The sequence below is a fragment of the Pseudomonas sp. DR 5-09 genome (genome assembly GCF_001655595.1).
GTDB lineage: Bacteria > Pseudomonadota > Gammaproteobacteria > Pseudomonadales > Pseudomonadaceae > Aquipseudomonas > Aquipseudomonas pharyngis.
Genome location: NZ_CP011566.1, coordinates 1596129 through 1622492, shown reverse-complemented (window position 1 = coordinate 1622492; position 26364 = coordinate 1596129). Strand labels below are relative to the sequence as shown.

29 protein-coding genes are annotated in these 26364 nt (G+C 60.4%); 16 read left to right on the top strand and 13 right to left on the bottom strand.

Annotated features, from left to right (window positions below):
- Positions 1-46: 46 nt before the first annotated feature.
- Complete coding sequence (locus PDR5_RS07370) at positions 47-1228, top strand: MFS transporter (protein ID WP_064594239.1); 1182 nt, start codon at positions 47-49, stop codon at positions 1226-1228.
- On the opposite strand, the gene PDR5_RS07365 is transcribed toward PDR5_RS07370, so the two are convergent.
- From PDR5_RS07365 to PDR5_RS07355, 3 genes are all read right to left on the bottom strand, one after another.
- On the bottom strand, positions 1173-2105 hold the full coding sequence (locus PDR5_RS07365) for a DMT family transporter (RefSeq protein ID WP_064594237.1): 933 nt from the start codon (positions 2103-2105) through the stop codon (positions 1173-1175). The genes PDR5_RS07370 and PDR5_RS07365 overlap by 56 nt on opposite strands.
- Before the next feature lie 270 nt (positions 2106-2375).
- A complete protein-coding gene (locus PDR5_RS07360; protein ID WP_064594235.1) occupies positions 2376-2780 on the bottom strand; it encodes a DUF2177 family protein in 405 nt (134 codons plus the stop codon).
- Positions 2781-2824: 44 nt separating this feature from the next.
- Positions 2825-3661, bottom strand: a complete 837-nt coding sequence (locus PDR5_RS07355; RefSeq protein ID WP_064594229.1) for a CvfB family protein — start codon at positions 3659-3661, stop codon at positions 2825-2827.
- 351 nt (positions 3662-4012) lie between these two features.
- On the opposite strand from PDR5_RS07355, the gene PDR5_RS07350 reads away from it, so the two are divergent.
- The 3 genes from PDR5_RS07350 (at position 4013) to PDR5_RS07340 (ending at position 6082) form a co-directional block, all read left to right on the top strand.
- A complete protein-coding gene (locus PDR5_RS07350) occupies positions 4013-4201 on the top strand; it encodes a hypothetical protein (protein ID WP_170844885.1) in 189 nt (62 codons plus the stop codon).
- A 217-nt stretch (positions 4202-4418) separates the two neighbouring features.
- A complete protein-coding gene (locus PDR5_RS07345; protein ID WP_064594227.1) occupies positions 4419-5135 on the top strand; it encodes a TorF family putative porin in 717 nt (238 codons plus the stop codon).
- 77 nt (positions 5136-5212) lie between these two features.
- Positions 5213-6082: a DUF6279 family lipoprotein gene (locus PDR5_RS07340; protein WP_064594225.1), complete on the top strand. Its 870-nt coding sequence runs from the start codon at positions 5213-5215 to the stop codon at positions 6080-6082.
- 123 nt (positions 6083-6205) lie between these two features.
- On the opposite strand, the gene PDR5_RS07335 is transcribed toward PDR5_RS07340, so the two are convergent.
- Positions 6206-6598 (bottom strand): hypothetical protein, encoded by a 393-nt coding sequence (locus PDR5_RS07335; protein WP_064594223.1) that lies wholly within the window; start codon positions 6596-6598, stop codon positions 6206-6208.
- A 176-nt stretch (positions 6599-6774) separates the two neighbouring features.
- Between PDR5_RS07335 and PDR5_RS07330 the strand changes: the two genes are divergently transcribed.
- The 4 genes from PDR5_RS07330 (at position 6775) to PDR5_RS07315 (ending at position 9310) form a co-directional block, all read left to right on the top strand.
- Positions 6775-7509 carry a DUF899 domain-containing protein gene (locus PDR5_RS07330; RefSeq protein ID WP_064594220.1) on the top strand — a complete coding sequence of 245 codons (735 nt, stop codon included), beginning with the start codon at positions 6775-6777 and terminating at the stop codon, positions 7507-7509.
- 79 nt (positions 7510-7588) lie between these two features.
- Positions 7589-7864, top strand: a complete 276-nt coding sequence (locus tag PDR5_RS07325) for a hypothetical protein (RefSeq protein WP_064594218.1) — start codon at positions 7589-7591, stop codon at positions 7862-7864.
- Between the two features lie 250 nt (positions 7865-8114).
- Positions 8115-8714 (top strand): papain-like cysteine protease family protein, encoded by a 600-nt coding sequence (locus tag PDR5_RS07320; protein WP_064594215.1) that lies wholly within the window; start codon positions 8115-8117, stop codon positions 8712-8714.
- On the top strand, positions 8711-9310 hold the full coding sequence (locus PDR5_RS07315) for a hypothetical protein (RefSeq protein WP_064594213.1): 600 nt from the start codon (positions 8711-8713) through the stop codon (positions 9308-9310). The genes PDR5_RS07320 and PDR5_RS07315 overlap by 4 nt, the downstream gene beginning before the upstream one ends.
- 62 nt (positions 9311-9372) lie before the next feature.
- Here the strand turns inward: PDR5_RS07315 and PDR5_RS07310 are convergent, their stop codons facing one another.
- Positions 9373-10713 carry a DEAD/DEAH box helicase gene (locus PDR5_RS07310; RefSeq protein ID WP_011332966.1) on the bottom strand — a complete coding sequence of 447 codons (1341 nt, stop codon included), beginning with the start codon at positions 10711-10713 and terminating at the stop codon, positions 9373-9375.
- 191 nt (positions 10714-10904) lie between these two features.
- Between PDR5_RS07310 and PDR5_RS07305 the strand changes: the two genes are divergently transcribed.
- Positions 10905-12203 carry a mechanosensitive ion channel family protein gene (locus PDR5_RS07305; protein WP_064594211.1) on the top strand — a complete coding sequence of 433 codons (1299 nt, stop codon included), beginning with the start codon at positions 10905-10907 and terminating at the stop codon, positions 12201-12203.
- A 63-nt stretch (positions 12204-12266) separates the two neighbouring features.
- Here the strand turns inward: PDR5_RS07305 and PDR5_RS07300 are convergent, their stop codons facing one another.
- Positions 12267-12908: a hydrolase gene (locus PDR5_RS07300; protein WP_007956548.1), complete on the bottom strand. Its 642-nt coding sequence runs from the start codon at positions 12906-12908 to the stop codon at positions 12267-12269.
- 169 nt (positions 12909-13077) lie between these two features.
- Between PDR5_RS07300 and PDR5_RS07295 the strand changes: the two genes are divergently transcribed.
- On the top strand, positions 13078-13983 hold the full coding sequence (locus tag PDR5_RS07295; RefSeq protein WP_064594209.1) for a LysR family transcriptional regulator: 906 nt from the start codon (positions 13078-13080) through the stop codon (positions 13981-13983).
- Here PDR5_RS07295 and PDR5_RS07290 read toward each other — a convergent pair.
- The 3 genes from PDR5_RS07290 to PDR5_RS07280 form a co-directional block, all read right to left on the bottom strand.
- The gene (locus PDR5_RS07290; RefSeq protein WP_064594207.1) at positions 13928-14809 is read right to left on the bottom strand and encodes a carboxylate/amino acid/amine transporter; all 882 of its coding nucleotides are present in this window, start codon (positions 14807-14809) and stop codon (positions 13928-13930) included. The two genes, PDR5_RS07295 and PDR5_RS07290, sit on opposite strands and share 56 nt — an antisense overlap.
- A gap of 212 nt (positions 14810-15021) precedes the next feature.
- Positions 15022-15621 carry an FMN-dependent NADH-azoreductase gene (locus tag PDR5_RS07285; protein WP_011332962.1) on the bottom strand — a complete coding sequence of 200 codons (600 nt, stop codon included), beginning with the start codon at positions 15619-15621 and terminating at the stop codon, positions 15022-15024.
- Positions 15622-15780: 159 nt separating this feature from the next.
- Positions 15781-16095, bottom strand: coding sequence for a hypothetical protein (locus PDR5_RS07280; protein ID WP_011332961.1), 315 nt, complete (start codon positions 16093-16095; stop codon positions 15781-15783).
- 49 nt (positions 16096-16144) lie between these two features.
- Here PDR5_RS07280 and PDR5_RS07275 point away from each other — a divergent pair, with 49 nt between their 5' ends.
- From PDR5_RS07275 to aqpZ, 5 genes are all read left to right on the top strand, one after another.
- Positions 16145-17068 (top strand): LysR family transcriptional regulator, encoded by a 924-nt coding sequence (locus tag PDR5_RS07275; protein ID WP_011332960.1) that lies wholly within the window; start codon positions 16145-16147, stop codon positions 17066-17068.
- 14 nt (positions 17069-17082) lie between these two features.
- Complete coding sequence (locus PDR5_RS07270) at positions 17083-17886, top strand: alpha/beta fold hydrolase (protein ID WP_064594205.1); 804 nt, start codon at positions 17083-17085, stop codon at positions 17884-17886.
- Positions 17887-17889: 3 nt separating this feature from the next.
- Entirely contained in the window at positions 17890-18453 is a 564-nt protein-coding gene (locus PDR5_RS07265) for a peptidylprolyl isomerase A (protein WP_011332958.1), read from the top strand.
- 88 nt (positions 18454-18541) lie between these two features.
- On the top strand, positions 18542-20374 hold the full coding sequence (locus PDR5_RS07260) for an ABC transporter ATP-binding protein (RefSeq protein WP_064594203.1): 1833 nt from the start codon (positions 18542-18544) through the stop codon (positions 20372-20374).
- Between the two features lie 187 nt (positions 20375-20561).
- Positions 20562-21257, top strand: coding sequence for an aquaporin Z (gene aqpZ / locus PDR5_RS07255; protein ID WP_064594201.1), 696 nt, complete (start codon positions 20562-20564; stop codon positions 21255-21257).
- A 15-nt stretch (positions 21258-21272) separates the two neighbouring features.
- Here the strand turns inward: aqpZ and PDR5_RS07250 are convergent, their stop codons facing one another.
- Positions 21273-22397 (bottom strand): GNAT family N-acetyltransferase, encoded by a 1125-nt coding sequence (locus PDR5_RS07250; protein ID WP_064594199.1) that lies wholly within the window; start codon positions 22395-22397, stop codon positions 21273-21275.
- Positions 22398-22680: 283 nt separating this feature from the next.
- Between PDR5_RS07250 and PDR5_RS07245 the strand changes: the two genes are divergently transcribed.
- Positions 22681-24003 (top strand): putative porin, encoded by a 1323-nt coding sequence (locus PDR5_RS07245; RefSeq protein ID WP_039772596.1) that lies wholly within the window; start codon positions 22681-22683, stop codon positions 24001-24003.
- Between the two features lie 128 nt (positions 24004-24131).
- On the opposite strand, the gene PDR5_RS07240 is transcribed toward PDR5_RS07245, so the two are convergent.
- The 3 genes from PDR5_RS07240 to PDR5_RS07230 all read right to left on the bottom strand — a co-directional run bounded on the left by PDR5_RS07240 (position 24132) and on the right by PDR5_RS07230 (position 26230).
- Positions 24132-24368, bottom strand: coding sequence for an anti-sigma factor family protein (locus PDR5_RS07240; RefSeq protein ID WP_007956536.1), 237 nt, complete (start codon positions 24366-24368; stop codon positions 24132-24134).
- Positions 24362-24973, bottom strand: a complete 612-nt coding sequence (locus tag PDR5_RS07235; RefSeq protein ID WP_064594197.1) for an RNA polymerase sigma factor — start codon at positions 24971-24973, stop codon at positions 24362-24364. The genes PDR5_RS07240 and PDR5_RS07235 overlap by 7 nt, the downstream gene beginning before the upstream one ends.
- Before the next feature lie 135 nt (positions 24974-25108).
- Positions 25109-26230, bottom strand: coding sequence for a beta-ketoacyl-ACP synthase III (locus PDR5_RS07230; RefSeq protein WP_064594196.1), 1122 nt, complete (start codon positions 26228-26230; stop codon positions 25109-25111).
- Between the last annotated feature and the right edge of the window lie 134 nt (positions 26231-26364).

Sequence of the window (26364 nt, the reverse complement as noted above, 5' to 3'; positions counted from 1 at the left end):
TCAGTCCTAGCCTGACGGTCATTGAACCTCCAACGGAATTCAGACCATGTCACCGCTGATTCGCTTATCCGCCTGCTTCGTTGCCCTGATGATGGCCATGGGCATCGGGCGTTTCGCCCTCACCCCGCAACTGCCGCACCTGCTCAGTGAAGGCCAGATCGACCTGACCGCCGCCGGTCTGATTGCGGCGGCCAACTACCTCGGCTATCTGCTCGGTGCGGTGGATGCGATGTTTTCCCGGCGGCCGGATCAGGTGCAGCGGCGCCTGCATGGTGGCTTGTGGTTGTGTGTGTTGCTGACCCTGGCGTCGTTCTGGGCCAACGGTTTCTGGTCGCATCTGTTGCTGCGGTTCGGCACCGGAGTGGCCAGCGCCTGGGTGCTGGTGATGATTACTGCGCTGAGTCAGCCACTGGCTGCGGCGGCGGGTCGCCCTCGGTTGGGAGCGCTGGTGTTTGCCGGGCCGGGGTTGGGGATTTTTCTGACGGGGCTGTTGGCGCTGTTCTCACATCTGGCGCAGCAGACTTCCGCGACTCTGTGGCTGATCTATGCCGCCGTGGCGCTGGTGATGTTGCTGGGGATCGTGCGGATCCTGCCGCAACCGGGTGTCGGCGTGCCGGCCGCGCCGACTGCGGTCGGTTCGTCAAATCGTGGAATTGGACGTTTGGCGGTGGTGTATGCCTTGTACGGCGTGGGCTACATCATTCCGGCCACGTTTCTGTCGCAAATGGCCAACGCGCAGTTTCACGGGCAGTGGCAGGCGGATCTGTTCTGGCCGTGCTTCGGCCTCGGCGCTGCAATCGGGGTGCTGCTGGTGAGTTTGCGTCGGCACGATCCGGAAACCACCCGGCACTGGTTGATGGCGACGTTGTGGCTGCAGGCCGCCGGGGTGTTCGCTTGTCTGCTGGGCAGTGGCCCTGGTCTGGCGCTGGGCGTGATCCTGTGCGGCACGCCGTTCCTGGCCTGCATGCAACTGGTGATGCAACGCTCCCGGGAACTGGCGCCCCACGCCACCCAGCGCAACGCCGGCCTGCTCACTGCGTGCTTCGCCGTCGGCCAGCTCAGCGGGCCGTTGCTGGCGGCGGTCAGCAGCCATTTCAGCGGTGGCCTGCAACCGGCGCTGGTGATCGCCGGCAGCGGCCTGCTGATTGCCGGCGGTCTGGCGTGCAAATCGGTTACGGCTGACCGAGGGCTTTGCGCAAACGCCGACGCACCCACTGTTCCGCGCTGACGAAGGTGATGCCGAGCAACACCAGCACGGCACCGATGATGAAATTCAGGCTGAGTTCTTCGCCGAGCAGCACCACGCCGAAGGTCACGCCGAACAACGGCGTCATGAAGGAAAACACCGCAAGGTTGGCCGCCAGATAACGGCGCAGCAGCCAGAACCAGGTCAGGTAACTGAAGAAAGACACCACCAGCCCCTGGAACAGCACGCTGCCCACCGCCACGGCGGTCAGGCTGACGTGGGTGATCTGGCCGCTGAGCAGTGCGATCAGCAACAGGCCGATGAAGCCGACGATCAGTTGATAGAACAGGGTCAGGGTCACCGGCGCCTCCGACAGACGCGAAGCGCGCACCACCACGGTGGTCGCGCCCCAACTGGCACCGGCCAGCACGCCGAGGGCATCGCCCATCAACATGCGGCGGTCGAGGTTGTCCCACGACACGCCACCGGCAAACGCCACGGCAATCCCGACGAACGCCATGAAGATCCCCAGCCATTGCACCGGTCTTAGACGCTCGCTCGGCAACAGAAAATGCACGCCCAGCGCAGTGAAGATCGGCGCGGTGTAGAGGAACACCGACATGTGCGCCGCCGTGGTCAACTGCAAGCCTTCGGAGATGAACAGGAACTCCAGACCGAACAAGGCACCGGCCAGCAAGCCGCCGCGCCAGGTAGCACCGACCTGATCCCAGCCGCCCTTCCAGCAGATGAGCAGTCCTACCAGCAACGCGGAAATTCCCGACCGCCCCGCCGCCTGCATCACCGGCGCAATGTCGGTCGCCGCCCACTTGATCATCACCTGCTGCACGCCCCAGATCAGGCACAGGCCGATCATCACTTGCAGGGCAAACCCGTCGGCACTGCGCCGACTGACGCTCACCTCGACACCTCGAACACACACGACATGGCAGTTTTTCCAATGGTCAAACAAAGCCCCGGCTCTTTGTCCGGGGCGAAAAATAGTGAGTGGATTATTAACCAGTCAGCCAGAAAAAGCCGTCTGGAAAAGACATTTGATTCTCCTGAAGCGTCAGTGGTGATTGGCTGACGGCTGCGCCGTCAATCGCGAGCAGGCTCGCTCCCACAGGGAAACGCGATCCCATGTGGGAGCGAGCCTGCTCGCGATTGACGCCAGTTCAGGCAACAAACATTATCCGGCGGATCGATCAAGCCTTCTGGCCACTCCCCATCCCACCGTACAGGCCAGCGCCGTGGCAAACGTCCCCCAGGCCCAATCCATGAGCGACACCTGTGCTGACCAGTCGCGCAACGTCGCCCAGTTGGTCAGGTCATAGGTGCCATAAGCCACCAGCCCGAGCAGCGCGCCCATGCGGGCGGCGCGTTGCCAGGTCAGCGATGGCAGCACCACAAACACCACACAGCCGAAAACGTACAGGCAATAAAAAACCGCTGCCGGCACCAGCAACGGTTTTTCGAGCATCAGCGAACCGAGCAGTTCGCGATAGGTCGGCGCCATCAACACGCCGAGCCAGAGCCCGTCGAGCAGAAGAAACGCCAGCAGTGTGGCAACGTAGGCAATCAACGCTTTTTTCATCTGCCGATCTCAAGTAAGCCCATGCAACATGGGCCACGCAAGACTCAGGTTAGTTCAATGCGATCGGCATGAATGACGATCTGACCGTTCTTGTACAACGAACCGATGGCCTTCTTGAAATTGCCCTTGCTGACACCGAACAGGCTGCTGATCAGTGCCGGATCGCTCTTGTCGCTGACGGCCAGGGTGCCATCGTTTTCGCGCAACTTGGCGAGGATCTTCGAGTTCAGGCTGCTGGCCGCTTCCTGCCCCACCGGTTGCAGGCTCAGGCTGATCTTGCCGTCGGCGCGCACTTCCTTGATGAAACCTTTCTCGCGCATGCCGGAACGCATGAACTTGAAGATTTCATTCTTGTGAATCAGACCCCAGTGCTTGTTGTTGATGATCGCCTTGAAGCCCATGTCGGTGGCTTCGGCGACCAGCAGATCAACTTCCTGCCCAGCGCTATAGTTGGCCGGGGTCTTGTCCAGATAACGATCCAGGCGCGCGGTGGCGGTGATGCGGCGGGTGTGCTTGTCGAGGTAGACGTGCACCACGCAGTACTCGCCGGCGGTCATCTGGCGTTTTTCTTCGGAGTAAGGCAGCAGCAGATCCTTCGGCAGGCCCCAATCGAGGAACACGCCGATGCTGTTGACTTCAACAACTTTCAAACTGGCAAATTCACCGACCTGAACTTTTGGTTTTTCAGTGGTGGCAATAAGTTTGTCATCGCTGTCCAGATAAATGAAAACATTGAGCCAGTCTTCATCTTCGCTGGGAATATCTTTAGGGATATAACGGTTGGGCAAAAGAATTTCGCCGTCGGCACCGCCGTCCAGATATAAACCGAAGTTAGTGTGTTTAACCACTTGCAAACTGTTGTAACGCCCGACTAAAGCCATTTCCAATACCCTCATTGCGTGGGCGGCATTCTACCCGGTTTTGCCGTGCTGGTTGGCCGTCCGATCGGCCGGCCGCGCGAAAATCTGTGGGAAGCCTTGATTTTCCTGGATTTCGCGTTGGATGGGCGCCGCTCGTCAGGCCAGCGTGACGGCTTTCACGCGATCCCGACAGCGCCGAACATCATGGAATCGCCTAAAGGTTGTTATTTAAAACAGCAGGTTAGCGGGATATTTCGAATAATTAATCACGAATAATCCACCTGCCCACTGGGTTATTCCGGGGGATATTTACCAAGCAATTGTCAAGTTATTCCTGTACGATGCCTGGCCGAGTTACTTTTCTACAGGTTAATGGCCGCCATGCGTGTAAAAGCATCCTCCAGCAAAGCAAAGCCAGCTCCAGCCGTTGAAACCAGCGAATCGATCAACGATCAGATCGCGGCATTCCTCAAGTCCGGCGGCGAAATCCAGCAAATTGCCAAGGGCGTCAGCGGCCAGACGTTCGGCCCGTCCAAGCAGATCAGCCTGGGCAAGAAGTAACACCCCCGCAGCACACCAGTCCAAAGGCGCTTTGAGCTTCGAAGCGTCTGGACCGGATCCCTCGCAAGACCTCTCTCGCGTTTAATCAAACCTGTAAAACAGCAGAAATCGACGAACGGCCCTCGATGCCGATCATTCGCCGGTATCCTTGCACGCGTCTGGATCAAGCGTTTCAGCAGGCTTTATCGCCCTGCGCTCGCTGCTCAAGGAGTGACGCATGCTCAAATCTTCCTGTTTATTGCTTGTAGGCCTGCTGGCGAGCCCGGCGGCGCACGCGCAGATTTTCCAGCGTGAACTCGGTGACTTCGACCTCAAGCTCGGCACCACGCCCAGCCGCAGCATGGCTCAAGGGTTGGTCAAACCTTCGGCAGTCGGCTCGTTCCACGGCGGTCTGGATCTTAGCCATGACAGCGGCCTGTATGTTGGCCAGTACGCACCGAGCATGGGCCTCACGCCGGGGAAGAATCTCGAAATCGACTCCTACGTCGGCTTTAAACAACCTTTCGATCAGACCCTCGGCTACGAAGTCGGGATGATCCATTACAGCTATCCCAAGGTCGACACCCTCGACAGCCAGGAACTGTTCGGTGGCCTGACCCTGCTCGGCAGCCGGATCGGCATCGCCCTGAGCAACGATCCGGATAAACAGAACAACACCCTGTTTGCCGACCTGGGCGGCAATCAGCCGTTCGGCATCGGGATCAGCATGAAATACACCACCCATCAACTCAACACGCCGGTCTCGGTGGACGGGGGTTATGTCAGCAGTTTTACCGATTGGTCGGTGAAACTTTCCCGGCCGTTCATGGGCATCGACCTCGACCTGATCTACAGCAATTCGAGCCTCAGCGGCAGCGATTGCTCGGCCTATTCCGGGCATAACAGTCAGTGCGACGGGCTGGTCACGCTCAAGGCCGAACGCCCGTTCTTTTGATGGGCTGAACTGCCGGGGCCATCCTGTGTTCACATGAGAATCAGACCCTCAAGGCTGGCTTTCGCAAGGACTCGCCCATGTCTAGCTGGTTCAAACGCATCGCGATTCTACTGATCCTGACCCTTGCCCTCGGCGCCTGCAGCCGTGTCGGCCTGGCTTATCGCAACCTTGACGTGATCATTCCGTGGACGCTCAGCGACTACCTGGACATGAACGGCGAGCAGAAGGACTGGTTCAACGAGCGACTCAAGGAACACTTGAACTGGCATTGCACCACGCAATTGCCGGGTTATCTCGATTGGCTGGATCGCCTGCAAACCATGGTCGAGACCAATCAGGTCACCGACGCAGCGCTCCAGGCCCGCACCGCAGAAGCCAAGCAGGCGATCGCCGAAACCGCCCGGGAAATCACCCCATCGGCGATTGAATTGCTGCAAGGGCTGGATGATCGGCAGGTCGCTGAAATGAACGACGCGTTTGCCAAGGATCTGCAAAAGCGCCAGCAGGAATACCTCAAGCCACCACTGGCGCAGCAGATTGCCGAACGAGGCGCGCGCATGGACAAGCGTCTCAACGATTGGCTCGGCCCATTGAGCGCCAAACAGGAACAGCGGGTGATGACCTGGTCGACCGCCCTGGGCGATCAAAACACCCAGTGGATCGCCAACCGCGCCCACTGGCAAAAGCAGTTCAGCGCGGCGGTAGCGCAACGCAAAAGTCCTGAATTCCCACAACGGATCGAGACCCTTCTAGTCAATCGCGAGCGTTTATGGACCCCGGATTACCAAAAGGCCTACGCCAATACCGAGGCGCAGGCCCGTTCGCTGTTCGTCGATCTGATGGCAGAGAGCACGCCGCAGCAAAGACAGCGCCTGTTGAAAAAAATCGAGGGGGTGCGCAAGGACTTCAATGATTTGAAGTGCCTGAAGGCTGCGCAAAAAAGCTGAGATCACTGAAAAACCCATGTGGGAGCGAGCCTGCTCGCAATAGCGGCCTAGCAGTCAAAAACAGGTTGGCTGACAAATCGCTATCGCGAGCAGGCTCGCTCCCACATTTTTTTGTGCAAAGCCTCAGGCAATCTGCGCCTTGGAGGCCACCTCATCGAATGTCAGCTCATCCAGCGCGTCTTCCTGATCATCCAGCACTTCGCGCGGATGATCGTTGCCGGGAATGCTGCTGTCGATCAGGCTCAACAGGCTGGAGCCACGCGGGGTCAGGCTGAAGTTGTTGCCGGTACTACCTTCATCTTCGCCACGGGGCTCGATGTAGCCGCGCTCCAGCAGCAGCTTTTCGTAGTCGCAGGCGAGCGTTTTCAGGTGATCCAGATTCTCGATCGGCTCGCCCGCCGCCGCTTTTTCCGCCGCATAGTCTTCGGCGAATGACCGTGGCGCGAAGCTGTGGCCCGCGCCGTTCTGCACTTCATGCAGCAGGCGCTCAATCAAATCCCAGTTATAAGTCGTCATCCTGATACAACCTCCGGTGCGCGTGATTTTTTGGCGCGTTCACAGGTTGTGACCGGAGCGCTGCGTCAGCGTTCAGGATTATTCCGCGCCCCGACCGACCGGCGGTCTGTCGATTTCCCGGGGTGTTGAACGACTAGTCTGAGACAGACGGTTTCAACCCCGCAGGAGAAATCATCATGAACGTTGAGAATCATCCGGTGGTGTCGCGCGAAGAATGGCTAGCCGCCCGCAAGCAGCATCTGGCCGATGAAAAGGCCTTCACCAGGGAACGCGACCGCCTCAGCGCCAAACGCCGCGCCCTGCCTTGGGTGAAGGTCGACAAGGATTACCGCTTCATGGGCCCGAACGGCGGATTGAAACTTGCCGACCTGTTCGGCAAACACAGCCAGCTCGTCGTTTACCACTTCATGTTCGCCAAGGGCTGGGAGGAAGGCTGCCCGGGCTGTTCATTCCTCAGCGACCACATCGACGGCGCCAACCAACACCTGGCCCATCACGACATTGCGCTGGTGGCGGTGTCCCACGCACCGTTCGCCGAATTCCAGGCCTTCAAGCGGCGGATGGGCTGGACATTCGACTGGGTGTCGTCGGACGGCTGCGATTTCAACTACGACTTTGGCGTGTGCGCCCGCGCTGAGGATGTCGAAGCAGGCAAGGCTACGTACAACTATGAAAAGACCGACAGCGCCGAGGAAGAAATGCCCGGGCTGAGCGTGTTCTATCGCGCTGACAACGGCGAGATTTTCCACACCTACTCAACCTATGCCCGCGGCCTGGACATGCTGGTCGGCGCCTACAACTACCTCGACCTCACGCCCAAGGGCCGGAACGAGGACGAGATCATGGAATGGGTGCGGCATCATGATCGGTACGACGGGGCAGCAAAATCCAGTTGCTGCCATGGTGACTGAGCCCCAAACACACTGAACTTTTCACCGGCCACAGCCCTCAACCGGTTAACCCGCCTTAACCGGAACTGAGGCCTGCCCCATGAAAACCCTGCTCAAGCTCACCCTCGCCGCCACGCTCGCCTGCACCCTGCCCGTCTGGGCCTGTACGCCGGAAGAAGCCACCGCCAAACGCGAGCAACTGGCCAAGGAAGTCGCGAAGCTCACCGAGCAAAACCCGGCCAAGGCCAAGGAGATCAACGCCGAGTTGCAGAAAATGGACCTGGGCACTGCCTCCGCCGATCTGCCGGACAAATGCCAGTTGATCGATCAGCGCTTGAAAGAGCTGGGGTCGGCGGAGAAAAAAACCGAGGGATAACACTCGCTCAGACACCAGCAGGCTTTGGCATCGATCAGGCTGGATCGATACCAGAGCCTGCTTCCTTTCGTCCGGAAATTTGCATTAGTGCATTTTGTTATTTGCACAAATGCATATTCACACCTAGGGTTACCCCCGAGCCTGATCGGAACCCGCCATCGGAGATGGCAACCCTTACCCACCGATCGCTCGGTAGTACCGTTATCCCGCAAACGCTGGACGTTTGTTTTCATTCATGGAGGAATGAAAAATGTTAACCACTGAAACAACGGCATTCACCGGCAACACCCTGCCCGAATGTCTGATCGGCCATCTGCTCGACCCGCAACTGGTCGAGGTCGAGGCGGCTGTACAACAACGTGCCCTGGCGGCCGCCAGCCTGAACTTCACCATGCAGCAACAGACCCAGACCAACTGGTGCTGGGCCGCTGCTTCCGCCTCGGTCGGCAATTATTACGGCACTGGGTCCTGGACCCAATGCGCCGTTGCCAGCGCCGCACTGGACCGCAACTGCTGCAATCAACCGGGGCCGTGCAACGTGTACGGCTATCTGGACGTTGCGCTGAAGATCACCCGCAGTTTCAACGGCATGAATTCGGGCTCGCTGCAAATGTCGGCCATCCAGAACCAGATCAACATGGGCCGCCCGATCGGCCTGCGCTGTGCCTGGTACGGTGGCGGTGCGCACTTCCTGGCGATCTATGGCACCAACGGCAATTACGTGCTGGTCGCGGATTCGATTTACGGCTATTCGACCCGCGCGCTGAATTCCTTCCCCGGTTCCTACAACGGCGGCGGCAACTGGACCCACACTTACTTCACGGCGAAAAACCAGGGGGCGGCATCATGAAACTGACTTATCCAAAGGCGCCTTCCAACGGCGTACAGACCTTGCGCCCGGCCCTACAGGCCGCGTTGCAGACCCAGGGCTTTGGCGTCAATCGCCAGTTCGCCAGCGCCGCGCCCGCCGGGATCAGCCTCAGCGAGGCCTATCGCGGCTACTCGCTCAGTCTGGACGACTTGAGCCAGGGCAAAGGCCTGAAGAATGCCCGAGCGGGCGACTGGCATTACCTGGTGTTTTCCGGCGGGGTGTCGATTGCCGATGCACAATTGGCCGAAGTACGCGGTCACGTCGAGTTCGCCTCGCTGAACCACGGCAACCTGGCGGCCGCCACGGTCGATGCGCTGAAACTGGCGGAGCAATCGCCGCAGTTGAAGGGCAAAACCGTTGAGCTGCGGATGCTGTTTGTGTCGGCGCTGCACCTTGTGGCGATCTGGCTGCATGCGGCGGACGAAGACGTTTTGATCCCGATCGACCCAACGCCAAAAGAGCTGGCACTGACCGGACTGTACAGCGAGGCCGCCCTGCTCGCACAGCTCAAACCGGCAGCCGATCAGGCCAAGCGGCGCTTTGATGCCGACACCACTGGCCTGCTGGGCAGCTAATAAACGCTGGCAATAAAAAACCCGGACCATGTCCGGGTTTTTCTTTGTCTGCCTGAAACGGCTTACTCAGCCGCTGGCGCTGCCGGTTTGCGGCGTTTCAGTGGGGCCATGCCGTCGCTGCTCACCAGAGCGTCCGGTTTCGGACGGTTGGCGCTCTTGCGCTTGGTCGGGGTTTTGGCGGCGGTTTTCTTCTTGTCGCCCTTGGCGTCGGTCTTTTTCTTCTTCACGCCGACGGCCTTGCCCGAGGCCTTGACCTTTTTCGGTCCGCCGTAGGTGCCTTTGACTTCCTTGATGGTGCGGCGCTCGAAGCTCTGCTTCAGATAACGCTCGATGCTCGACATCAGGTTCCAGTCGCCGTGGCAGATCAGCGAGATCGCCAGACCGTCGTTGCCGGCTCGGCCGGTACGACCGATACGGTGCACGTATTCGTCGCCGCTGCGTGGCATGTCGAAGTTAATCACCAGATCCAGGCCGTCAACGTCCAGGCCACGGGCCGCCACATCGGTGGCCACCAGGATCTTCACGCCGCCCTGCTTCAGACGGTCGATCGCCAGTTTGCGATCCTTCTGGTCTTTCTCGCCGTGCAGCACGAACGCCTTGTATTCCTGGGCAACGAGGCGACCGTAGATACGGTCGGCCATGGCCCGGGTGTTGGTAAAGACGATGGCCTTCTGATAAGTCTCGTTGGCCAGCAGCCAGTTGACGATCTGTTCTTTGTGCTGATTGTGGTCGGCGGTGATGATTTGCTGACGGGTGGTGTCGTTCAGCTGGCTGACCGCGTTGAGCTGCAGGTGCTCGGGATTGTTCAGCACCTTGGCGATCATCTCGCGCAGGCCGGAACCGCCGGTGGTGGCGGAGAACAGCATGGTCTGCTGACGGTTCGGACATTCATCGACCAGACGCTGCACGTCTTCGGCGAAACCCATGTCGAGCATGCGGTCGGCTTCGTCGAGCACCAGCACTTCGACTTCTTTCAGGTCGAGGTTGCCGGCGTTGAGTTGCTCGATCATCCGGCCCGGGGTGCCGATCAGGATGTCCGGCACCTTGCGCAGCATGGCGGCCTGGACCTTGAAGTCTTCACCGCCGGTGATCAGGCCTGACTTGATGAAAGTGAACTGCGAAAAGCGCTCGACTTCCTTCAGGGTCTGCTGGGCCAGCTCGCGGGTCGGCAGCAGGATCAGGGTCTTGATGCTGACGCGAACCTTGGCCGGGCCGATCAGGCGGTTGAGGATCGGCAAAACAAAAGCGGCGGTCTTGCCGCTACCGGTTTGCGCCGTCACCCGCAGGTCACGCCCCTGAAGCGCCAGCGGAATGGCCGCGGCTTGCACAGGCGTTGGCTCGACAAATTTCAGCTCGGCCACGGCTTTGAGCAGGCGTTCGTGCAGGGCGAATTGGGAAAACACGGGTGCTACCTCGAAGATATGCAAAAAATCAGCTGCATAGGTTACCGGTTTCGAGCGCTCAGGCCGAGTTTCTTTGTGAAATCCACGGTAATCAGTGGCTTTTTTGTTGCTCGATTTGTCTCCAACGGTAATACACAGCGTCTTAAATGCTCTAATCGCCCGTCGCGTCTTACAGAAGAATCGTTTCGCTCATGGATTTCAAACAGCTCTGGCTCAACGCCCAAGACCTCTGGGGTGCCCTCGATCAGCACCCGCTCCTGCACGCCGGCCTGGCGCTGCTCCTGTTGTTGGTGATCGCGCTGGTCCTCGGACGAGTGGCGCGCTACCTGATCCTGCATGCCAGCCGCATGCTCGGTCGCCAGCCCGCGTTGCACTGGATCAACGACTTTCGCCATAACAAGGTGTTTCAGCGTCTGGCGCAGATGACGCCATCGCTGGTGATCCAGTTCGGCCTGCACCTGGTGCCGGAACTGAGCAAGACCGCCATGGTGTTCCTCGGCAACGTGGCCCTGGCGTTCACCATTCTGTTCCTGTTGCTGTCGGTCAGCGCCCTGCTCAATGCGCTGCTGGACATCTACGCCCGAACCGAACACGCCCGCACCCGCTCGATCAAGGGTTATGTGCAACTGGCAAAAATGGTCCTGTACGTGTTCGGCGCGATCATCATCGTCGCCACCCTGATCGACCGTTCGCCGCTGTTGCTGCTGTCGGGTCTGGGTGCGATGTCGGCGGTGATTCTGTTGGTCTACAAGGACACCCTGCTGTCGTTCGTCGCCAGCGTGCAACTGACCAGCAACGACATGCTGCGGGTCGGCGACTGGATCGAAATGCCGCAGGTCGGCGCCGATGGCGATGTGGTCGACATCACCCTGCACACGGTCAAGGTGCAGAATTTCGACAAGACCATCGTCTCGATCCCGACCTGGCGCCTGATGTCCGAATCGTTCAGAAACTGGCGCGGCATGCAGCAGTCCGGCGGGCGGCGGATCAAGCGCAGCCTGTTCATCGACGCCAGCGGTGTGCGCTTCATCCGCGACGACGAAGAAGAAAAACTGTCCCAGGTGCACCTGCTGACCGCCTACATGGGCCGCAAGAAAGCCGAGCTCAAGGCCTGGAACGAGGCGCAGGGCAACGTCGCGGCGATGTCGGCCAACCGCCGGCGCATGACCAACATCGGCACCTTCCGCGCCTATGCGTTGGCCTATCTGAAGAGTCATCCGGAGATCCAGCCGAACATGACCTGCATGGTCCGCCAGATGCAGACCACCGCCCAGGGCATCCCGCTGGAAATCTACTGCTTTACCACCACCACGGTGTGGGCCGATTACGAGCGGATCCAGGGGGATATTTTCGATTACCTGCTGGCGGTGCTGCCGGAGTTTGGGTTGAGTCTGTATCAGCAGCCGAGTGGTGGGGATTTGCGTTCCGGGATATTGCCGGCAGTCCTTGGCGCGAGCCATATTCCGGAAGCCGAAAAACATCTGATGTAGCGCTTTCTTCAAACGCAAAAAAAGACGCAATCCCGGTTGCGTCTTTTTTGTCCCGCCGATTTATCAGGCCTGCCGCTGCGGCGCCTTGTGCACCATGGTGTAGGCGTAGTCGACGCCCATGCCGTACGCGCCGCTGTGTTCCAGCACCAGGTCCATCACTGCCTGATAAGTGTCTTTGTGCGCCCAGTCACGCTGGTACTCGAGCAGCACTTGCTGCCAGGTCACCGGTACTGCGCCGGCCTGAATCATCCGCTGTACCGACATGTCGTGGGCTTCTTTGGTAGTGCCGCCGGACGCGTCAGTGACGATGTACACCTCGTAGCCTTCAGCCAGAGCTTCCAGAGCCGGGAAGGTCAGGCAGACCTCGGTCCACAGCGCGGCGATGATCAGTTTCTTGCGCCCGGTGGCCTTGACCGCGTCAACCAGCGCCTTGTCTTCCCAGGAGTTCATCGAGGTGCGCTCGATCGGTTTCTGCTCAGGGTGTACTGCCAGCAATTCCGGCCAGATGTAGCCGCTGAAGCTTTCGGTTTCGACCGAGGTGTAGATGGTCGGCACGTTGAAGATCTTGGCAGCCTTGGCCAGGCCAACGGTGTTGTTCTTCAGGGTCTGACGGTCAATCGACTGTACGCCGAAAGCCATTTGCGGCTGGTGGTCGATCAGGATCAGGGCGGAGTTGGTTGGGTTCAGCAGTTCACGGATAGACATGGCGCGTTCCTTTTGATGTCGATTCAAAGTTTCGATTGGGTATTGGTGAGTCGAGGCGTTTTGCCGTCTGCGGCGTTGTTGTCTCGGCTTGGTTGTCACTTTAGGGGCTAGCCGATAAAGGGACAATTCCATAAAATCGAGAATCATTGATTCTAAAATAGGGACAATCATGGATCGCATCGAATGCATGCGCGCCTTCGTGGTGACGATCGGCGAGAACGGCTTTGCAGCCGCCGCCCGGGCCATGGACGTGCCCCGCTCGAAAGTCAGCAAACAGATTCAGGCACTGGAAGAGGCCATCGGCGTGCAACTGCTGCAACGCACCACCCGCAGCCTGCACCTGACCGAGGCCGGGGCCGAGTATTTCGAAGCGGCGCGGGAAGTGATTGCGGCACTGGACGAGGCCGAACAGCGGGCGCGGGACGGGGTGGGTGAATTGCGCGGGGTATTGCGGGTCAACGCGCCGATGTCGTTCGGCCTGCGACGGCTGGGCAAGCTGATTCCGCTGTTCCATGAGCAACACCCGAACATCGAACTGCAACTGGTGCTCAGCGACCAGCAGGTCGATCCGGTGCGCGGCGGCTTCGACGTGACCATCCGCATCGCCAGCCTGCCCGACTCGACCATGATCGCCCGACAACTGGCGCCGGCCCCACGAATCATGGTCGCCTCCCCCGCTTACCTCGAACGCGCGGGCACGCCGCAATCCCCGCAGGATCTGCGCTCACATCAATGCTTGAACTACGGCTATCTGCAGAGCGGGGTCAGCCTGCAACTGTGCAACGGCAAGGAGACCCAGCGCGTCAACGTGACCGGGCCGCTGCACGCCAACAACGGCGACCTGCTGGCGCAAGCGGCTGAGGCCGGCATGGGCATTGCGCTGCTGCCGGACTTCATCGTCGAAGAGGCGTTGGCGGCCGGGCGGCTGGTGCCAGTGCTCTGTGAATGGCAAGCCCCGGCAATCACCATCAACGCCGTGTATTCGTCAGCCCGGCGGGTGCCGCAGAAGACCCGGGCGTTTATCGAGTTTCTGGTGGGGCAATTGGCGCCGGCTTGCGAATCCCGAACCGGCTGATCCACACCGCGGCCAGAATCACGCTGCCACCGAGGAACAACCGCCCGAGCTCTTCATGCTGATTCCAGATCAGCAGATTCAGCAGCAGCCCCACCGGCACGTGCAGGTTGTTCATCACCGCCAGGGTGCCGCCGTTGACCAGGCACGCGCCCTTGTTCCACCAATACAAACCGAGTGCGGTCGAGACCAGACCAAGGAACACCAGCACGCCCCATTGCAGCGGCGCTTCGGGCAGGAAGTTGGATTTGCCGAACAACAGGAACGCCGGCAACGCCACTGCCAGCGCGCCGAGGTAGAAGAAACCGAAGCGCCGGTAGTGCGGCAGATCGCTCGGGTGTTTTGCCACCAGATGCTTGTACAGCACCTGCCCGGCGGCGTAGGTGAAGTTGGCCAGTTGCAGCAGCAGAAAGCCCATGAAGAAGTCCGGGTTGATCCGGTCGTAGCGAATCACTGCTGCACCGCACACGGCCACCAGTGCGGCGATCAGCGCCCACGGGTTGAAGCGTCGGTTGAGCGCGTCTTCGATCAGCGTCACATGCAATGGCGTGAGGATGGTGAACAGCAACACTTCCGGCACCGTCAGCACGCGGAAGCTCAGATACAGGCAGACGTAGGTCACGCCGAACTGCAACGCGCCGATCAGCAGCATGCCGCGCATGAACGCCGGCTCCACCGAGCGCCAGCGCGTCAGCGGAATGAACACCAGCCCGGCCAGTACCACACGCACCAGCACCGCGAAGTAGCTGTCGACATGACCGGCCAGGTATTCGCCGATCAGACTGAAGGAAAACGCCTGGATCAGCGTGACAAAAAGTAGATAGCCCATGCTCGCCTCGATTTCGAATGGCGGCGACGATAGCGGTTTTTGCCAGCCATCGCTAAATCCCGGGCAAAAAAAAGCCCGATCTCGCTAAAGCGTTCAATCGGGCTACAGCACTCAGGAGCAACAAGTGCAAAGGGAGGTTCGATGCGCGTAGAGCCTTGAAGGGGTTGCGCCAGGTCACTAGAACAATCGGCGATTATCTGGCGATTAACATATCAAGCGACCTGGGACAGTTTGGCGTTGGCCTGGTTGAGGCCTTTCTCCTGGAAGTCGCCGCCCAGATTCATGCCTTCGGCGTGGATGAAGGTCACGTCGTTAATGCCGATGAAGCCCATCACCTGACGCAGGTACGGTTCCTGATGATCCGCCGGGCCGCCAGCGTAGATCCCGCCGCGAGCGGTCAGCACGTAGGCACGCTTGCCGCTGAGCAGGCCTTGCGGGCCGGTTTCGGTGTATTTGAAGGTCACGCCGGCACGCAGTACGTGGTCGAGCCAGGCCTTCAGGGTGCTCGGAATGGCGAAGTTGTACATCGGCGCCGCCATCACCAGCACGTCGGCGGCCAGCAATTCATCGGTCAATTCGTTGGAACGGTCCAGCGAGGCCTGCTCGCTGTCGTTGCGCTGCTCGGCGGATTTCATCCAGCCGCCCAGCAGGTTGATGTCCAGATGCGGTACCGGGTTCACGGCGAGGTCACGCACGGTGATCTGATCGGCCGGATGCGCCGCTTTCCACTGACTGATGAAGGTCTGGGTCAGTTGACGGGAAACCGAGTCTTGCTGGCGGGCGCTGCTTTCGATGATCAGAACGCGGGACATGTTGTGTAGCCTCCATCCGAGAATGTTGTAAGTCGATGGAGTGAAGGTTAAACAGTGCCGTATCGATGAAAAAGCGCAAATAATTGCTGCAAAGCATCGAAAAATTCGTTTAGATGCAAGCCTTAGCCTGTGGAAGCCCGCTCCCACAGGCCCATGACGCTATTTCGGGGTGCAGCTCAGCTTGATGCGCAGCTTGATGATGGTCCGGGTGAACTTGGCCGTGGCGTTTTTATGCTTGCCCGCCGCCACCTCGATATTGCGGGTGCGCGGCGCCTCCGGGCCGTTGGTGAATACCACCTTGCAGGTTGCGTCGACGTCGCCGTAGTTGTTGACCTGGATGGAGCCGATGTCGTTATCGGTGTCGAACGCGTTGTAGTCGATCTTCAGGCCGTTGAGGTCCTTTTCCACATCGATCGGGTACGCGAACGCAGTCAGCGGAAGCAGCGCCAGCAACACACAACAGAATTTTTTCATTCGGCAGTCTCCATGAGGGACCGCCAGCTTAGGACAAGAGGAGCTATTGATGAAAGCGCCCCGCGTGACCCTTGATCAATGGCGAACGTTGCAGGCCGTGGTCGACCACGGCGGATTCGCCCAGGCCGCCGAGGCCCTGCACCGTTCGCAATCGTCGGTGAGTTACACCGTCGCCCGCATGCAGGATCAGCTCGGCGTGCCACTGTTGCGCATCGACGGCCGCAAGGCCGTGCTGACTGAAGCCGGCGGCGTGCTGCTGCGCCGCTCGCGGCAATTGGTGAAACAGGCCAGCCAGCTGGAAGACCTTGCCCATCACATGGAGCAGGGCTGGGAAGCCGAAGTACGGCTGGTGGTCGACGCCGCCTACCCGAGCGCCCGTATCGTGCGCGCGTTGACCGCGTTCATGCCGCAGAGCCGTGGCTGCCGCGTGCGTCTGCGTGAGGAAGTGCTGTCGGGCGTTGAGGAAGTGCTGCTCGAAGGCGTGGCCGATCTGGCCATCACCGGGCTGAGCATTCCCGGTTACCTTGGCGCGGAATTGAGTGATGTCGAATTTGTCGCCGTCGCCCATCCTGATCATGCGCTGCATCGGCTCAACCGCGAGCTGAGCTTTCAGGACCTGGAAACCCAGATGCAAGTGGTCATCCGCGACTCCGGCCGCCAGCAACCCCGGGACGTCGGCTGGCTCGGCGCCGAGCAGCGCTGGACCGTCGGCAGTCTCGCCACGGCTGCGACGTTCGTCAGCAGTGGCCTGGGATTCGCCTGGCTGCCTCGACACATGATCGAGCGGGAACTGAAAGACGGCTCACTCAAGCTGCTACCGTTGGACAGAGGCGGCAACCGCAACTCCAGCTTCTATCTGTATTCGAACAAGGACAAACCCTTGGGCCCAGCCACGCAAATCCTCATCGAACTGCTGCGCACCTTCGACACCCTGCCGCTGGACGCACCGTTCGCCGCCCCCGAACAAGCCTGACACGGAGTTCACCGATGGCGTATTTCGAGCATGAAGGTTGCAACCTGCACTACGAGGAATATGGCCACGGCGATCCGTTGCTGCTGGTTCACGGTCTGGGCTCCAGCACTCTGGACTGGGAAATGCAGATTCCTGCCCTGGCCGCGCATTACCGGGTGATCGTCCCGGACGTGCGCGGTCACGGCCGCTCCGACAAACCCCGCGAGCGCTACAGCATCGCCGGCTTCAGCGCTGACATCGTCGCCCTGATCGAGCATTTGAAACTCGGCCCGGTGCACTACGCCGGGCTGTCCATGGGCGGCATGATCGGCTTTCAGCTCGCCGTCGATCAGCCGCGGATGCTCAAGAGCCTGACCATCGTCAACAGCGCGCCCGAGGTCAAGGTGCGCAGCCGCGACGATTACTGGCAGTGGTTCAAGCGCTGGAGCCTGATGCGCCTGCTCAGCCTCGCCACCATCGGCAAGGCCCTTGGCGCCAAGCTGTTCCCCAAACCGGAGCAGGCCGATTTGCGCCAGAAGATGGCAGAGCGCTGGGCAAAAAACGACAAACGTGCTTATCTCGCCAGCTTCGATGCGATTGTTGGCTGGGGGGTCCAGGAACGACTTTCCCGGGTCACCTGTCCAACCCTCGTCGTCAGCGCCGACCGGGACTACACCCCCGTTTCGTTGAAAGAAACCTATGTCAGACTGCTGCCCGATGCGCGGCTGGTGGTGATCGCCGATTCGCGCCACGCCACCCCGCTCGATCAGCCCGAACGCTTCAATCAAACGCTGCTGGAGTTCCTCGCCACAGCCGATAATCACCCTCAGGATCACTGACCCATGCTGAAAAAACTCGCCCTCGCCGCCGGCACCGTGCTGTTCGCTGCCAACCTGATGGCTGCCACGCCGGCAAAAGCACCGCACGTGCTGCTGGACACCACCAACGGCCAGATCGAAATCGAGCTGGACCCGGTCAAGGCGCCGATCAGTACCAAGAATTTCCTCGAGTACGTCGACAGCGGCTTTTACAACAACACGATTTTTCACCGCGTGATCCCGGGCTTCATGGCCCAAGGCGGCGGCTTCACCCAGCAGATGCAGCAAAAAGACACCAAGGCGCCGATCAAGAACGAAGCCAGCAACGGTCTGCATAACGTTCGTGGCACTTTGTCGATGGCGCGTACCTCCAACCCGGATTCGGCCACCAGCCAGTTCTTCATCAACGTGGCCGACAACGCCTTCCTCGATCCGGGCCGTGACGCCGGTTACGCGGTGTTCGCCAAAGTGGTCAAGGGCATGGACGTGGTCGACATCATCGTCAACTCCCAGACCACCACCAAACAGGGCATGCAAAACGTGCCGGTCGACCCTGTGATCATCAAGTCGGCCAAGCGCATCGACTAAGCTTTACAGGGCATATCGAGCGGCGCTGACCTGATGTCACGCCGCTCACACTGATAAAAGGAGAGCCCGTGCTCCGGGCGGTTATCTGATGCTCTATCGCCGTTTCGAACAACTGATCGACATATTCCGCGACGCCCCGACGGCGTCTCCGCCGGACCGCGTTCTGCCCTTCTATACCTATTACCTGAAGCAGGTCTGGCCGAGTTTCGTCGCCCTGCTGATCGTCGGCCTGTTCGGCGCGTTGATCGAAGTGGCCCTGTTCAGCTACCTGAGCCGCATCATCGACCTCGCCCAGGGCACGCCGAACGTCGACTTCTTCAAGGTGCACGGCGTCGAACTGGCGTGGATGGCGGTGGTAGCGTTACTGCTGCGCCCGCTGTTCCTGGCGCTGCACGACATGCTGGTGCACCAGACCCTGAGCCCGAGCATGACCAGCCTGATCCGCTGGCAGAACCACAGTTACGTGCTCAAGCAGAGCCTGAATTTCTTCCAGAACGACTTCGCCGGGCGCATTGCCCAGCGCATCATGCAGACCGGCAACTCGCTGCGCGATTCCGCCGTGCAAGCGGTGGATGCGCTGTGGCACGTGCTGATCTACGCGATCAGTTCGCTGGTGCTGTTCGCCGAGGCCGACTGGCGTCTGATGATCCCGCTGCTGACATGGATCGCCGCCTACATCGGCGCACTTTATTACTTCGTGCCACGGGTCAAGGACCGCTCGGTGGAAGCCTCCGACGCGCGCTCGAAACTGATGGGCCGGATCGTCGACGGCTACACCAACATCGCCACCCTGAAGCTGTTCGCCCACACCAACTTCGAACAGCACTACGCCCGCGAGGCGATTCAGGAACAGACCGAAAAAGCCCAGTTGGCCGGTCGCGTGGTCACCAGCATGGACGTGGTCATTACCACCATGAACGGCCTGCTGATCGTCGGCACCACCGCGCTGGCGCTGTGGCTGTGGACGCAATCGCTGATCAGCGTCGGCGCGATCGCCCTGGCAACCGGCCTGGTGATCCGCATCGTCAACATGTCCGGCTGGATCATGTGGGTGGTCACCGGCATCTTCGAAAACATCGGCATGGTCCAGGATGGTCTGCAGACCATCTCGCAACCGGTCAGCGTCACCGACCGGGAGCAGGCCAAACCGCTGGCCGTGGCCCGTGGCGAAGTGCGTTTCGAGCACGTCGATTTTCACTACGGCAAGAAGAAAGGCATCATCGGCGACCTCAACCTGACCATCAAACCCGGCGAGAAGATCGGTCTGATCGGCCCGTCCGGCGCCGGCAAGTCGACCCTGGTCAACCTGCTGTTGCGCCTGTACGACGTCGAGGGTGGGCGGATTCTGATCGATGGCCAGAACATCGCCGAAGTCGGCCAGGAAAGCCTGCGCGCGCGGATCGGCATGATCACCCAGGACACCTCGCTGCTGCACCGCTCGATCCGCGACAACTTGCTGTACGGCAAGCCTGACGCCACCGACGCCGAACTCTGGGAAGCGGTGCGCAAGGCCCGTGCCGACGAGTTCATCCCGCTGCTGTCGGACGCCGAAGGACGCACCGGATTCGACGCCCATGTCGGCGAACGCGGGGTGAAACTGTCCGGCGGTCAGCGTCAGCGGATCGCCATTGCGCGGGTGCTGCTCAAGGACGCGCCGATCCTGATCATGGACGAAGCGACCTCGGCGCTGGACTCGGAAGTGGAAGCGGCGATTCAGGAAAGCCTGGAAACCCTGATGCAGGGCAAGACCGTGATCGCCATCGCCCACCGCCTCTCGACCATTGCCCGCATGGACCGGCTGGTGGTGCTGGAGAACGGCAAGATCGCCGAAAGCGGCAACCATGCCGAACTGCTGGCCCATGGCGGGTTGTATGCGCGGCTGTGGGCGCACCAGACCGGAGGGTTTGTCGGCATCGATTGATCCTGCGCGAAACACAAAAACCGCCAAAGCCCTCTACCCACGGGCTCTGGCGGTTTTTTATCGCCTGCTGGAAATTCGCATGAACCCTGCTGTACTGACCCAAGGCTCCGGAACGGAACCTGTCGTAAATCTGCAAGGAAGCACCACTCGATCCAGTCTCGATAGTACGTCTATCAAGGACACTCTCATGTCTCTGTTCAAACGTTCAGTCACTGAGTTGTTGGGTACGTTCTGGTTAGTGTTGGGCGGTTGCGGCAGTGCGGTCATTGCCGCGTCTTCACCCTTGGGAATCGGCGTGCTGGGGGTCGCCCTGGCGTTTGGTCTGACGGTGCTGACGATGGCGTTTGCCATCGGCCACATCAGCGGCTGTCACCTCAACCCGGCGGTGTCGGTCGGTCTGTCCGTCGGCGGTCGATTCCCGGCCAAAGAGCTGCCGGCTTATATCATTGCCCAAGTGGTCGGGGCGATCCTCGCGGCGGCGCTGATCGTCTACATCGGCAGCGGCAAGGAAGGCTTCGACATCGCCGCCGGCCTGGCCTCAAACGGTTATGGCGAACACTCGCCGGGCAAATACTCGATGGCATCCGGCTTCGTCACCGAGCTGGTGATGACCGCCATGTTCGTGGTGATCATCCTCGGCGCCACCGACAAACGCGCTCCGGCGGGACTGGCACCTATCGCCATTGGCCTGGCCCTGACGCTGATCCACCTGATCTCGATTCCGGTGACCAACACCTCGGTCAACCCCGCCCGCAGCACCGGCCCGGCGCTGATGGTCGGCGGCTGGGCCATCGCGCAGTTGTGGATGTTCTGGGTCGCGCCGCTGCTCGGTGCGGTGGTTGGTGGCGTGATCTATCGCTGGCTGGGCAAGGAAGACAACTGAGGGAGTCCGCGAGGATCAGGCTTGCCGATAAGGCAAGGCGCTCCTCGCCTCTTCCGCATAAGCCAGTACACCGGCGCGCTCCTGGTGCAGGAAGTCTTTGACCGCCGCTTTCAATCCCGGATGGCGCAAGTAATGCCAGGAATGGGTAATCACCGGCTCAAAGCCACGAATCAGCTTGTGCTCGCCCTGGGCACCGGCATCGAAACGCTGAAAACCCTGGGCAATCGCATAGTCCATGCCCTGATAGAAACAGGTCTCGAAGTGCAGCCGGTCGAACTCGGCCAGGCATCCCCAATAACGCCCGTAAAAGCTATCGCCGCCCACCAGGCTGAACGCCATCGCCACCGGCCGTGAGCCCTGTCGGGCCAGCACCACGCGAATCGCTTCCGGCATGCGCTCGGCCAGCAGGCTGAAGAACTCCCGGGTCAGGTACGGCGCCTGCCGACGTACCGCGTAGGTGTTGGCATAACAGGCGTAGACGAAATCCCACTGCGCCTCGTCCAGCTCGCGACCTTCCAGCCATTCGAACTCGAAGCCCTGTCCCGCCACTTGCTCGCGCTCCTTGCGCATCTGCTTGCGCTTGCGCGAGGCGAGCACGTCGAGGAAATCCTGAAAGTCGCGATAGCCGCGATTCTGCCAGTGGTACTGACAGCCGATGCGTTGCAGCCAGCCCGGCTGCTCGGCCATAGCGGCATCGGTAAATGCATCGGTGAAGTTGATGTGGGCGCTGGAGAGCTCTTCGATTTCCAGATAGCCCGGCAGGCTCTTGAGCAGCTCGAATCCGTCCTCGACATTCGCTGCCAACAACCGTGGGCCGCTGACCGGGCTGAACGGCACGGCGCTGAGGAACTTGGGGTAGTAATCGATGCCGGCGCGGGCGCAGGCATCGGCCCAGCCGTGATCGAACACGTATTCCCCGTAGGAGTGCCACTTGCGATAACCGGGCAACGCGGCGATCACGCGCCCCGCTTCGACGTGCAGCAAATGCTCCGCTTGCCAGCCGGTGTGCGGGCCGACGCTGCCGCTGTCCTCCAGCGAAGCCAGGAAGGCGTGGCGCAGAAACGGCTGGTTTTGCGGGACCAGAACATCCCAGTCGGACGCTGGAATTTCCGACAGTTTATGCAGACGTTGCAGCGGCATTTTCCTCTCCACTTTCGGGCGTGAACGCCCGGCGAGTATCGCTGATCGGCGGGGCGTTGCCCACGTCCGATTACGCGACAGCGCTCTAAATCAATAGTTCACGGCAGCTTTGTATCGTCATCAACCTGCCATCATCGTGCCACTGCTCTGTCATAAACCATCGCGATACTGGCGCCTGTTTTTAGAGCGCCGGGTTCTACCCCGGACACTGTTTTCCGACCGTCAAACCGTCGGTTGTGCCCAGGATGGTTCAGCCATCCCCTTTTCATCTTCGGAGATTGCTATGCGTCTTGCTTCCACGAAAACTGCGGCGGCCCTGTGCGGTGGCTTGTTGCTGGCCATGAGTGTTCCGGCCAGTGCCGCAGTCGACGCCAAACTGCTCGACATGCTCAAGGCTAACGGTTCCATTTCCCAGGCGCAGTACGTTGAACTGCAAACTGAACTGGCCAAGGATCAGAAGGCCCAGCAGATCGCGCAACAAGCGCAGCAAGAGACCAACGAGCAAATCGCGGCGACCGCGAAGAAAACCAACGAACTCAGCAGTTTCGACCAGAAACTGGCCTGGGCCGCCAAGACCCAGTTCAAGGGTGACGTGCGTATCCGTCAGGAAACCATCAAGATCGACGGCGAGCCGAACAACGGCGGCCGCGACAAGGATCGCCAGCGCATCCGTGCCCGTCTGGGTGCGTACACCGAGATCAACCCGCAAGTCGACACCGGCATCCGTATCGCCACCGGCGGCGGCGACGACGCCCGTTCGACCAACCAGGACCAGGACAACTACTTCGACAAGAAGCAGATCTGGCTCGACCTGGGCTACATCGACTACCACCCGGACCAGATCAAGAACCTGCACATCATCGGCGGCAAGATGCTGCAACCGTGGGTGAGCATGGGCGACGTGATCTGGGACAGCGACATCAACCCGGAAGGTCTGGCCGTTACCTACAAGTATCCGTTGGGCAGCAGCGTCGAACTGTTCGGCAGCCTGGGTAACTACAACCTCAAGGACAACGTCGATGGCGACGGCGTGCAGTTCCGTCACGACCTGCGCCTGACCGCCGGCCAGTTGGGCAGCCGCTTCGCCATCACCGACAACCTGAAACTGACCCTGGGCGGCAGCGTCTACGCCTACCAGAACGACGAAGACAGCCGTTGCACCGGCACCTCCACGCCGTGCGCCCTGGCCGTCAACGGCAACTCGGCCGACAACGAATTCCGTCTGTACGAAGGCTTCAGCCAGGTCGACATCGGCGGCCTGCCAATGCCGCTGTCGTTCTACGGTCAGTACGTGAAGAACAACGATGCAGTGACCGATCAGGACACCGCGTGGCTGGTAGGTGCCAAGTCGAAGGTCTTCGGCCTGAACCTCGACTACAACTATCGTGACGTGCAGCGCAACGCGGTGGTCGGCGCCTTCACCGATTCGGACTTCGCCAACGGCACCACCGGTTCCCGTGGCCACAAGTTCAAGGTCGGCTACGACATCGACAAAAACTTCGCCATTGGTGCGACTTACTTCCTGACCAAGGCCGACTTCTCCAGCCGTACCCAGCGTGATGCAGACACCAACACCCTGCAGCTGGACGCGGAAGCGAAGTTCTAAGCAACCCGGCAACAGACTTCAAACGATGGGTTTACATCCGGTTCCATCGTTTGAAGAGGCTTCAACAGACTGGCGCGGCCGCAGCGATCCCCATCATCCGTTCGCTGCGGCCGCGCCAGTCTGTGTTTTCAGGATCGATCCTTGCGCCGCAGCTGTGCCAGCTGCTCGGCCAACGCGTCCACGCCCTCTTCAGGCTTTTGCGGCATCGCTCGCAACGTCGCCTGCATCAAACGCATCTGGCGAATGAACCGCCGGCAATTGCGGCAGAACATCAGGTGATGACGCACCATCAACTTCTCGCGAAAGCTCAACTGGCCATCGAGATAATCGCTGGATCGCGCCACTTGCTCCTTGCAGGTCAACATTCTCCCGTCTCCTCAAAATGCTCCACGGTCGCGAAGACCTTCAAGCGTGCCCGATGCAGCAACACGCGGACATTGGAGAGCGAGATCTCCAGAAGATTACAGATTTCCTCCAGCTCCAGGCCCTGACGCTCGCGCAGCGTGAGCACACTGCTCTGAAGTTCGGAGAGACTGAGCAACGTATGCTCCAGGCATTCACGCAGCTCGCCTTCTGTCAGCAACGCTTCGGGCGTGTCCTGGTGCCAGGCGAACGGTGCGACCAGCCAGTGACCGTCGCCGGGAGAGAAGCGATTGTCGTCGATGGTGCCGTGGGGGGACGGCAGATCATCCAGCAACACTTCGCGACGATTGAGTTTGTAGCGGCTCTTGGCCGAGTTGGCGGTGATGGTCAGCAGCCAGGTCTTGAGACTGGAGCGCCCCTCGAAACGGCCGATATTACGCACCACCGACAGCCACGCGTCCTGTACCACTTCCTCGACATGGCGCTGGCCGACAATCGCGTAGGCGACCGCGCGCATGGGGCTTTGATAGGTGCTGACCAGTTCCTTGAAGGCTTTCTGTTCGCCTGCCAACAACCGCTCGAGCAGTTGTGTGTCGTCAACCGCCATCCATCAATCCCCTTTTCCTGACTCCGAAAATGATAGCGGCAGGATCTCTCCTGCCGCCAGTTTCGAAAATTACAGCGCTCGCGCCGATTCGGATGTAGGAAACGTCAGCGCGATTAAGAGGAAATGAACTCGCTCTTAGCGTTTACGCAGAATCACGCTACCAATCGAGTAACCGGCACCGAACGAACTCAGCACCGCCAGCGAACCGGCCGCCAGATCGTCCTGATATTTGTGGAACGCGATCACGGAACCGGCGGAACTGGTGTTGGCGTAGGTGTCGAGAATCACCGGGGCTTCTTCTTCGGTGGCCTCGCGGCCCAGCAACTTGCGCACGATCAGGTGGTTCATGCTCAGGTTGGCCTGGTGCAGCCAGAAGCGCTTCACGTCACCGACGTTGAGCTTGTTCTCTTCCAGATGCTCGCCGATCAGCTCGGCCACCATCGGGCAGACATCCTTGAACACCTTGCGGCCTTCCTGCACGAACAGTTTGTCGCGGGCGCCGATGCCCTCTTCCGCCGCGCGGTTGAGGAAGCCGAAGTTGTTGCGGATGTTGTTGGAAAACTTGGTCAGCAGTTTGGTGCTGACCACATCGAACTGGTGTTTCGACGTCGCCAGATCGGCGCGCTCGATGATCACCGCCGTGGCGGCGTCACCGAAGATGAAGTGGCTGTCGCGGTCACGGAAGTTCAGGTGACCGGTGCAGACTTCCGGGTTGACCATCAGGATCGCCCGGGCCTGGCCCAGTTGCACGGTGTTGGCCGCTTGCTGGATGCCGAAGGTCGCCGACGAGCAGGCCACGTTCATGTCGAAACCGAAACCCTGGATGCCCAGCGCTTCCTGGACTTCGATGGCGATGGCCGGGTAGGCGCGCTGCAGGTTGGAGCAGGCGACAATCACGCCGTCGATGTCGGCGGCGGTCTTGCCGGCACGTTGCAGGGCTTGTTCGGCAGCGCCGATGGCCATCTGGCAGAGTACCGACCATTCGTCGTTGGAACGCTCCGGCAGCCGTGGCGCCATGCGCGCAGGGTCGAGGATGCCGTCCTTGTCCATGACAAAGCGGCTCTTGATGCCGGAAGCTTTTTCGATGAACGCGGCGCTGGACTCGGTCAGGGCCTGGACTTCGCCGCTGGCGATGGCGTCGGCGTTGTCCGCGTTGAACTGGGCGACGTAGGTATTGAAAGACTGCACCAGCTCTTCGTTGGAGATGCTGTTGGCCGGGGTGTACAGGCCGGTGCCGCTGATGACGACGTTATGCATGGTCGTTTCTCTAATCTGTTCAGGCAGAAAGTGCTGGCACCGACGTGCCAACACGCAAAGGGTCCATTCCCGTATCAGGGACGCAAAAACCTGGCATCGCTTTATTCCGTTGCGCGGCCCGGCAAAGGCTCTGG

Coding starts and splice junctions, on each gene's coding strand:
- PDR5_RS07370 (WP_064594239.1), top strand. CDS start 47: ATGTCACCGCTGATTCGCTTATCCGCCTGCTTCGTTGCCCTGATGATG.
- PDR5_RS07360 (WP_064594235.1), bottom strand. CDS start 2,780: ATGAAAAAAGCGTTGATTGCCTACGTTGCCACACTGCTGGCGTTTCTT.
- PDR5_RS07355 (WP_064594229.1), bottom strand. CDS start 3,661: ATGGCTTTAGTCGGGCGTTACAACAGTTTGCAAGTGGTTAAACACACT.
- PDR5_RS07350 (WP_170844885.1), top strand. CDS start 4,013: ATGGCCGCCATGCGTGTAAAAGCATCCTCCAGCAAAGCAAAGCCAGCT.
- PDR5_RS07345 (WP_064594227.1), top strand. CDS start 4,419: ATGCTCAAATCTTCCTGTTTATTGCTTGTAGGCCTGCTGGCGAGCCCG.
- PDR5_RS07340 (WP_064594225.1), top strand. CDS start 5,213: ATGTCTAGCTGGTTCAAACGCATCGCGATTCTACTGATCCTGACCCTT.
- PDR5_RS07335 (WP_064594223.1), bottom strand. CDS start 6,598: ATGACGACTTATAACTGGGATTTGATTGAGCGCCTGCTGCATGAAGTG.
- PDR5_RS07330 (WP_064594220.1), top strand. CDS start 6,775: ATGAACGTTGAGAATCATCCGGTGGTGTCGCGCGAAGAATGGCTAGCC.
- PDR5_RS07325 (WP_064594218.1), top strand. CDS start 7,589: ATGAAAACCCTGCTCAAGCTCACCCTCGCCGCCACGCTCGCCTGCACC.
- PDR5_RS07320 (WP_064594215.1), top strand. CDS start 8,115: ATGTTAACCACTGAAACAACGGCATTCACCGGCAACACCCTGCCCGAA.
- PDR5_RS07315 (WP_064594213.1), top strand. CDS start 8,711: ATGAAACTGACTTATCCAAAGGCGCCTTCCAACGGCGTACAGACCTTG.
- PDR5_RS07305 (WP_064594211.1), top strand. CDS start 10,905: ATGGATTTCAAACAGCTCTGGCTCAACGCCCAAGACCTCTGGGGTGCC.
- PDR5_RS07300 (WP_007956548.1), bottom strand. CDS start 12,908: ATGTCTATCCGTGAACTGCTGAACCCAACCAACTCCGCCCTGATCCTG.
- PDR5_RS07295 (WP_064594209.1), top strand. CDS start 13,078: ATGGATCGCATCGAATGCATGCGCGCCTTCGTGGTGACGATCGGCGAG.
- PDR5_RS07290 (WP_064594207.1), bottom strand. CDS start 14,809: ATGGGCTATCTACTTTTTGTCACGCTGATCCAGGCGTTTTCCTTCAGT.
- PDR5_RS07285 (WP_011332962.1), bottom strand. CDS start 15,621: ATGTCCCGCGTTCTGATCATCGAAAGCAGCGCCCGCCAGCAAGACTCG.
- PDR5_RS07280 (WP_011332961.1), bottom strand. CDS start 16,095: ATGAAAAAATTCTGTTGTGTGTTGCTGGCGCTGCTTCCGCTGACTGCG.
- PDR5_RS07275 (WP_011332960.1), top strand. CDS start 16,145: ATGAAAGCGCCCCGCGTGACCCTTGATCAATGGCGAACGTTGCAGGCC.
- PDR5_RS07270 (WP_064594205.1), top strand. CDS start 17,083: ATGGCGTATTTCGAGCATGAAGGTTGCAACCTGCACTACGAGGAATAT.
- PDR5_RS07265 (WP_011332958.1), top strand. CDS start 17,890: ATGCTGAAAAAACTCGCCCTCGCCGCCGGCACCGTGCTGTTCGCTGCC.
- PDR5_RS07260 (WP_064594203.1), top strand. CDS start 18,542: ATGCTCTATCGCCGTTTCGAACAACTGATCGACATATTCCGCGACGCC.
- aqpZ (WP_064594201.1), top strand. CDS start 20,562: ATGTCTCTGTTCAAACGTTCAGTCACTGAGTTGTTGGGTACGTTCTGG.
- PDR5_RS07250 (WP_064594199.1), bottom strand. CDS start 22,397: ATGCCGCTGCAACGTCTGCATAAACTGTCGGAAATTCCAGCGTCCGAC.
- PDR5_RS07245 (WP_039772596.1), top strand. CDS start 22,681: ATGCGTCTTGCTTCCACGAAAACTGCGGCGGCCCTGTGCGGTGGCTTG.
- PDR5_RS07240 (WP_007956536.1), bottom strand. CDS start 24,368: ATGTTGACCTGCAAGGAGCAAGTGGCGCGATCCAGCGATTATCTCGAT.
- PDR5_RS07235 (WP_064594197.1), bottom strand. CDS start 24,973: ATGGCGGTTGACGACACACAACTGCTCGAGCGGTTGTTGGCAGGCGAA.
- PDR5_RS07230 (WP_064594196.1), bottom strand. CDS start 26,230: ATGCATAACGTCGTCATCAGCGGCACCGGCCTGTACACCCCGGCCAAC.